At 50.2% G+C, this 5382-nt stretch carries 8 protein-coding genes; 3 read left to right on the forward strand and 5 right to left on the reverse strand.

Going from position 1 to position 5382, the window contains the following annotated elements; translation table 11 throughout:
* Positions 1-207: 207 nt before the first annotated feature.
* The 4 genes from AD928_RS00760 to AD928_RS00775 all read right to left on the reverse strand — a co-directional run bounded on the left by AD928_RS00760 (position 208) and on the right by AD928_RS00775 (position 3004).
* Positions 208-1299, reverse strand: a complete 1092-nt coding sequence (locus AD928_RS00760) for a hypothetical protein (RefSeq protein WP_156470025.1) — start codon at positions 1297-1299, stop codon at positions 208-210.
* 326 nt (positions 1300-1625) lie between these two features.
* Complete coding sequence (locus AD928_RS14630) at positions 1626-1976, reverse strand: plasmid mobilization protein (RefSeq protein WP_156470026.1); 351 nt, start codon at positions 1974-1976, stop codon at positions 1626-1628.
* A 306-nt stretch (positions 1977-2282) separates the two neighbouring features.
* Positions 2283-2606: a nucleotidyltransferase family protein gene (locus tag AD928_RS00770; RefSeq protein WP_062247491.1), complete on the reverse strand. Its 324-nt coding sequence runs from the start codon at positions 2604-2606 to the stop codon at positions 2283-2285.
* On the reverse strand, positions 2603-3004 hold the full coding sequence (locus AD928_RS00775) for a nucleotidyltransferase substrate binding protein (protein ID WP_062247493.1): 402 nt from the start codon (positions 3002-3004) through the stop codon (positions 2603-2605). Before AD928_RS00775 ends, AD928_RS00770 begins: the two co-directional genes overlap by 4 nt.
* A gap of 328 nt (positions 3005-3332) precedes the next feature.
* Between AD928_RS00775 and AD928_RS15310 the strand changes: the two genes are divergently transcribed.
* From AD928_RS15310 to AD928_RS15125, 3 genes are all read left to right on the forward strand, one after another.
* Entirely contained in the window at positions 3333-3524 is a 192-nt protein-coding gene (locus AD928_RS15310) for a DUF6538 domain-containing protein (protein ID WP_308446022.1), read from the forward strand.
* A 166-nt stretch (positions 3525-3690) separates the two neighbouring features.
* A complete protein-coding gene (locus AD928_RS15120; protein WP_233419875.1) occupies positions 3691-3954 on the forward strand; it encodes a hypothetical protein in 264 nt (87 codons plus the stop codon).
* 24 nt (positions 3955-3978) lie between these two features.
* Positions 3979-4710, forward strand: coding sequence for a site-specific integrase (locus AD928_RS15125; RefSeq protein WP_233419876.1), 732 nt, complete (start codon positions 3979-3981; stop codon positions 4708-4710).
* A gap of 444 nt (positions 4711-5154) precedes the next feature.
* Here the strand turns inward: AD928_RS15125 and AD928_RS14635 are convergent.
* Positions 5155-5382, reverse strand: a 228-nt coding sequence (locus tag AD928_RS14635) for a hypothetical protein (protein ID WP_209436627.1), incomplete at its 5' end; no start/stop codon positions are given.

A 5382-nucleotide genomic window follows, 5' to 3' on the forward strand; every position in this document is an offset into this window, starting at 1 on the left:
CAGAATATCGTCGATATTCCAGATCGGACTCCTGTGGGATGACTGAATTCTACAAAATAACCTGAAATTACCCCAAGTGTGAGAAATCCGCGTCGACAGGCCAGTCGCTGCTCCGTTTGGGGAGATCCGATATGAGGCGTTCACCGACCATACCCATGAAGATGTTTACCAGCAAAACCAGCTCATGCCCCCGAAAGGCCAGAGAACCTACAGACCACCTAAATACGAGACCGTCTTCTGCTGCGGCATTTTTGGCACAGCGTGAACTGGCACACGCGGCTCACTTCTTAGAGTCATCATTGCCTCCCCCCATGCTCCGGCCTTCATCGCCTGCCGCGTTACCGGGTTGTCTGACACCAGGCACTGCTTCAAAAGCCTGCGTTCTTTCAAGGCAGCCTGCACTTCCGGTGACGCAAAATGCTCCTGCACGTCCTGCTGCCGTAAAGAGGCTACCTCCGCGCACGCCTTTGAAATCCGCTCTCTCGCTTCGTCTGCTGTTATGGGGGGCACATCTACGGATAACCCAAATAGTGCCTTCAGCATTCGGGCAATAAGGGCTGCCAGCAGCCGCTCCAGCATCTCTCCCAGCGTGCTATTTTCCAGCCGTCGCACCATGTTTTGGTAGGGTAAGGCAATCAGTTCCGCCCGACACTCAGACCGCTTCCATCTTGGCCGAATACGATGTCTTAACGCTTCAAGCTTTTGGGCATAGTCCGGTGGTACGACTATTGGTGGTGGCTTATTCACTTTGACTGCTTTTACCGTCAAACGCGGTGGAGATAAGGGAACAGACCGATCGGCATCCGACAACAAAACGACGAGCTCTTTTTTCTTCAGCCCCAAAACACGATGTAAGGCCAGATGAGCGCCTCCGTTTTGACCAATCAACCAGACGTCAGGCTTGTCTCCCTCTCGAATAAGATACCCCTCATCAGCTACCCTTTCGATAAAAGAGAGTAAGACCCTCCCCTTTTCCTGCCAGCGTTTGCGCAAATGGGCCCGCATGGAAGGTAACACCGACCTGCCTGCTTTGCGCCTGGTGACCTGATGGGCCTTGTCCGTAAATGTTGCCTGTGGCTTATCGCTTTCTCCCCAAAAGGCCTGCTTGAGGTCTGTGGCAGCCCGCTGCATCTGGGGGTTAGAGGACGCTTCCAGCGCTCTAATGACCGCATCATTATGCTTGCCTGATGTCAGAGGCTGACCAAAGGCCAGTTCCGTAAACCGGGCCACTTTCTCGTTCCTTATACGGATAAAGCGGGAGTTCAGACTGCGCCCATTGGTGAGGGTTTCAGCAAACACGACATGCCAGTGCCGGTCATAACTCTGTCCGTCCGCCCGCTTTTTCTGGTGCTCCACAATCATCAAGGGTGGATCAGCCCCGAACTCACTTTGGTAAAGTGTCACTATTTTCTGAAATGTCTCAGGGGATGTGGCCTGTTCCGGGCTGAGGATAACATGCCGCAGGCCATACCGTCGTTTGGCGTAGCGTGCATCTTTGACCGCTTCTGCAAGGGCGAACTCCCTGCCCTGCACGATCCTGACCTCTTCATTCTCGTCCGTCCGCATCAGGTGACGGTATAAATGACGGTGCGTGCTTTCTGCTGTGATACGGGAGGCCTTGATAATCATGCCCGTATCTTCCGCAAAAGAGCACGGGCATGGGCTGTGGCGTCATCGACGGCGAGCAAAGTGTGCCCAACATCAGCACTTCGGCCCCCATTCAGAACATGGGCTATCTGATTCAGATTATTACCAATGGCCGAAAGCTGGTAGGCTACCTCCTGCAAGGCAAAAACAAGGGCATCATGTCGGCTTTTTGTGGCGACAACAGCCAGCATCACAGACCGCAGCCATGACGAACAGGTAACACCAGCGGCACATGCCGCACGCTTTAAAACAGCATGTTCAGCATCGGACAGGCGGATACGCATATCATGGCACCGACCAAGGGTTTTTGGGGATTGTCTGACAGACATGGCAAGGCACTCCTTCACCACAGAAAAGGGGGTTCACGGGGGAAAGCAGCGCTTTCCCCCTGACCAGATTGCAAACCATCGCGACACAACGTGTCCGCTGGTTTGCACGGCTGGCTTTAAGGTAACCAACTTTTCTGCAAGTGACCGGGTCGGGAATGTGACGCCCCTCAATCCGCGGCAGGTTCTAGCAGCGGAAAAGGCCTTTTAGCTCTTGATAAGTTCTCAACAGCTCACCTTTAAAAGGTATTTTCAGAAGGCTGTTAAATGAGGGACGACAGGGAAAGGGAACCCTCAGTGAACGCTTTTTTAGCGGCGATTTTCTAAGGGTGTTTGAATAACAATATGGTCTTTCTGAATAATGTCGCGAAAGACTGCATCGGTTGTTGCCCAGTCCAGCACATCGACTTTCCAAGGTAGCTGAGACGAAGAAAAAGCCTCTTCCAAACCGACCCGCACCAGTAAAGGAAGCGGCTCTCCGCCAATAACCGCAAGGTCCAAATCTGAATACGGCTTGGCAGTTCCTTTTGCCCTGGAACCAAACACCCAAACCTCTTTGTCTGGCACAAACTCTTTGAGAAGAGTTGCGATGATAAGTGTTTCTTTAGGGGAAAGAGCCAAAGCAGATGTCATGCTGTGCGTTCTTTTAGGACCTGCAACAAGAATGCAGCCTCTTCTATAAAGTCAGGGATACCTGCCACAACTTGCCGTGCCGTTATCTCGTTATAGGTATGGCTCGTTAAATTGCGCATCTTCCGATACACGCTCCATTCAGCCCACGAGCCTTTTAGAAGACCGGATTCATTGGCGGAGCGGATAAGGTCGGGAAATCCCATCCGGTCATATTCGTCTGGTGAGGCGGAGTTCTGTTCCAAAAACCGCTTCAGGGTTTTATGGCTAAGTTCATAGGTAAATTCAAAGCGCTGTATCAGGCCATCGCGTAGCTGTTCATCCGTTGGTGCGCTCTCATGCCGAACCCAGCCTTCTTTCAAGCGGTCAAGAGCCCGTTCCAATGGCGCGAGATACAACATGCTGCTCTTTACCCCCTGCTACACTTCATACAGTCACGCAGTCATACCGTATTCCCGCACTCCGCAACACCGCGAATGCGGCCCCTTTGCCCGGCTTGACCTTCCCATAATGTTCAACCAAAATACTTACCAGAAATTCAACCCCGAAGGTGACGACAGAGCACTTTGTTCGTCTTTTCAAGAGGTTAACTGCGGGACTGTGCAGGACTATGAAGGTTCGAGTCCCGCAGTTCGCACCACAGACACCTGAAATAGCACGATTTTTCGGTTGAATGAGGGGCAAAGGCTGTCTTTGCTCCATTGTCCTTCCCCACTGAGGGAAGATTTTATGCTCCGAGTTAGAGGCACTACCTACCACTTTCGCCGTATCGTTCCCCCTGCCCTGCGAGCAGCCTTAAACCGGCGGGAAATCTGGGTTTCCCTGAAAACCGGCTACCAGAATGAAGCCCGCAAAAAGGCATCCCTCCTTCATGCCAGAACCACTGAACTTGTTCATGCAGGTCCATTCTGCACTGGCTGAACCGGACGCCTTAAGCAGGCTTGAGGGACTGCGGGTTGCACTGCGGGATTTGCAGAGCGTGAACCTGCCTTCATCTGCTCAGGAAACGAGGTCCGTGCCAGTTTCAGCATCGATGCCAAGGCCCCGGACAATAAAGAAACCAGCCAAGACACCCAAAGCCCAACCCATGATGCTTTCCGGTGCCCTGAAACGCTTTGTGCAGGATAATCCCCATGCCAGCGCTGACACCAAGAAAGCCACACAACGGGCTGTAGACCTTTTTCTGCAAGCCTTTGGAGATGCCCCCGTATCCATCATAGGGGGCGAGAAGGCCGGAGCCTTCCGCGACCTTCTGTTTTCTCTGCCTGCGTCACTGGGCAAACGCAAAAGCAGCCTTACCCTTGAAGAAGAGGCTCAGAGAGAACCAAAGAAGAGGCTTTACCGACCCTGAGCGAGAAAAAGCGTCAAAAATCACATGATGCGCCTCTCTGCCCTCTGGAACCAGTTACACCAGCGGGAACTGGTCACACGCAATCCGTGGACAGGCTGGAATTTTGAGAGTGGGCAGAAGATAGTCAGAAGAAGTTGGACGACCAAGGAACTCGTTTTGCTGGCATCCGCCCCATGGCATAGCACGTCCGTATCAGAACAGACCTTCCGGCTGGTCACATTGATTGCAGCTTATAGCGGTATGCGATTGGGCGAGATTTGCACCTTGCGCAAAGAAGACCTCCAAAACATTGATGGGATCCCCTGCTTTCTCATTCGACCACACACCGAAACTGGCTGGGCAACCAAGACGGAAACGGGCACTCGTATGGTGCCAGTCCACTCAAAACTTATTGAAGCAGGTCTTCTGGCGCTAAAAAAGACCACTGATGGCCCGTACCTCGTTCCCGGCCTGGAGACTTCAAAACAGGGAGTCAGGGGCGCAGCACTGGGACGAGCTTTTTCATTGCTCAAGACCCGCATTGGTCTGCCAGCAGAAATCACCTTCCATTCCTTCCGGCACACGGTATCGACCCGGCTCAGAAATGCGGATGCCAATATCCGGGAAGTCTGGATTGACCGTCTTCTGGGTCATGAAGCAACCCACAAAAGCCAAGGGACAACCACCTATCTGACTGGCATCACCACCGCCAATCTCAGTCAAACCATAGAGGCCATAAGCTACCCGCAAACAGCCTTTGCAAGCGTGACGATTTAAAAAGGAGCCAGCAGTGTCGAATGGCTACCCATTCGACATCTGGCAAGGGGGAGTATCTCCCCCGTTGACCCCCTTAAAATAAAAAAGGAATTTACATTTAATTAATTTTTATTCTTTTATCAAAATAACTTTCATATCTACCCATAAAGAAATAAATATTCGTATTTATTTCTTTATTAACTCCAATAATTTCTTATCAATTATTGGCGAGAAAAAATAAACAACACAGATGGATATTATAACTAAGACATTTTCTGTAGTATCATCAATAAGGCTTTCCAAATGACAATTGAACGGCCCTACACAAACTGTTGTTGTATGTTCTGAAAGAAGGTCAAACACAAAAGCAAGCGACACTGAAAGAAACCAAAACGAAACTGTTCTAAAAGGCTTTTTCCAGTTGTTTTTTAAATACGCTAATAAATCTTGTTCCATATTTTCCACTCAATTGTATTTTAAATTTTCTATATTTGTCTCAAATGTATAACCAACATGATTTCCAGACAATATTTTTACCATTATTTTTCTTGTAGTAGTCTTTAATTTTTCATTGGGATAATACTGCTCAACGACTTGACCTTCATCTGAAAGGATTTCAACCTTTTCGTTTGTATCTTTTAAAAACATTATATCTCCCCTCTTCAAGTGAGAGCCCTTTTGGAAATTCGCTAT

This window comes from Acetobacter cerevisiae (assembly GCF_001580535.1).
In the GTDB taxonomy this organism is placed as follows: Bacteria; Pseudomonadota; Alphaproteobacteria; order Acetobacterales; family Acetobacteraceae; genus Acetobacter; species Acetobacter cerevisiae.

Excerpts from the sequence above, each read along its gene's own strand:
- AD928_RS00775 (WP_062247493.1), bottom strand. The coding sequence starts at position 3,004 with ATGTTGTATCTCGCGCCATTGGAACGGGCTCTTGACCGCTTGAAAGAA.
- AD928_RS14630 (WP_156470026.1), bottom strand. The coding sequence starts at position 1,976 with ATGTCTGTCAGACAATCCCCAAAAACCCTTGGTCGGTGCCATGATATG.
- AD928_RS00770 (WP_062247491.1), bottom strand. The coding sequence starts at position 2,606 with ATGACATCTGCTTTGGCTCTTTCCCCTAAAGAAACACTTATCATCGCA.
- AD928_RS15125 (WP_233419876.1), top strand. The coding sequence starts at position 3,979 with ATGATGCGCCTCTCTGCCCTCTGGAACCAGTTACACCAGCGGGAACTG.
- AD928_RS15120 (WP_233419875.1), top strand. The coding sequence starts at position 3,691 with ATGATGCTTTCCGGTGCCCTGAAACGCTTTGTGCAGGATAATCCCCAT.
- AD928_RS15310 (WP_308446022.1), top strand. The coding sequence starts at position 3,333 with ATGCTCCGAGTTAGAGGCACTACCTACCACTTTCGCCGTATCGTTCCC.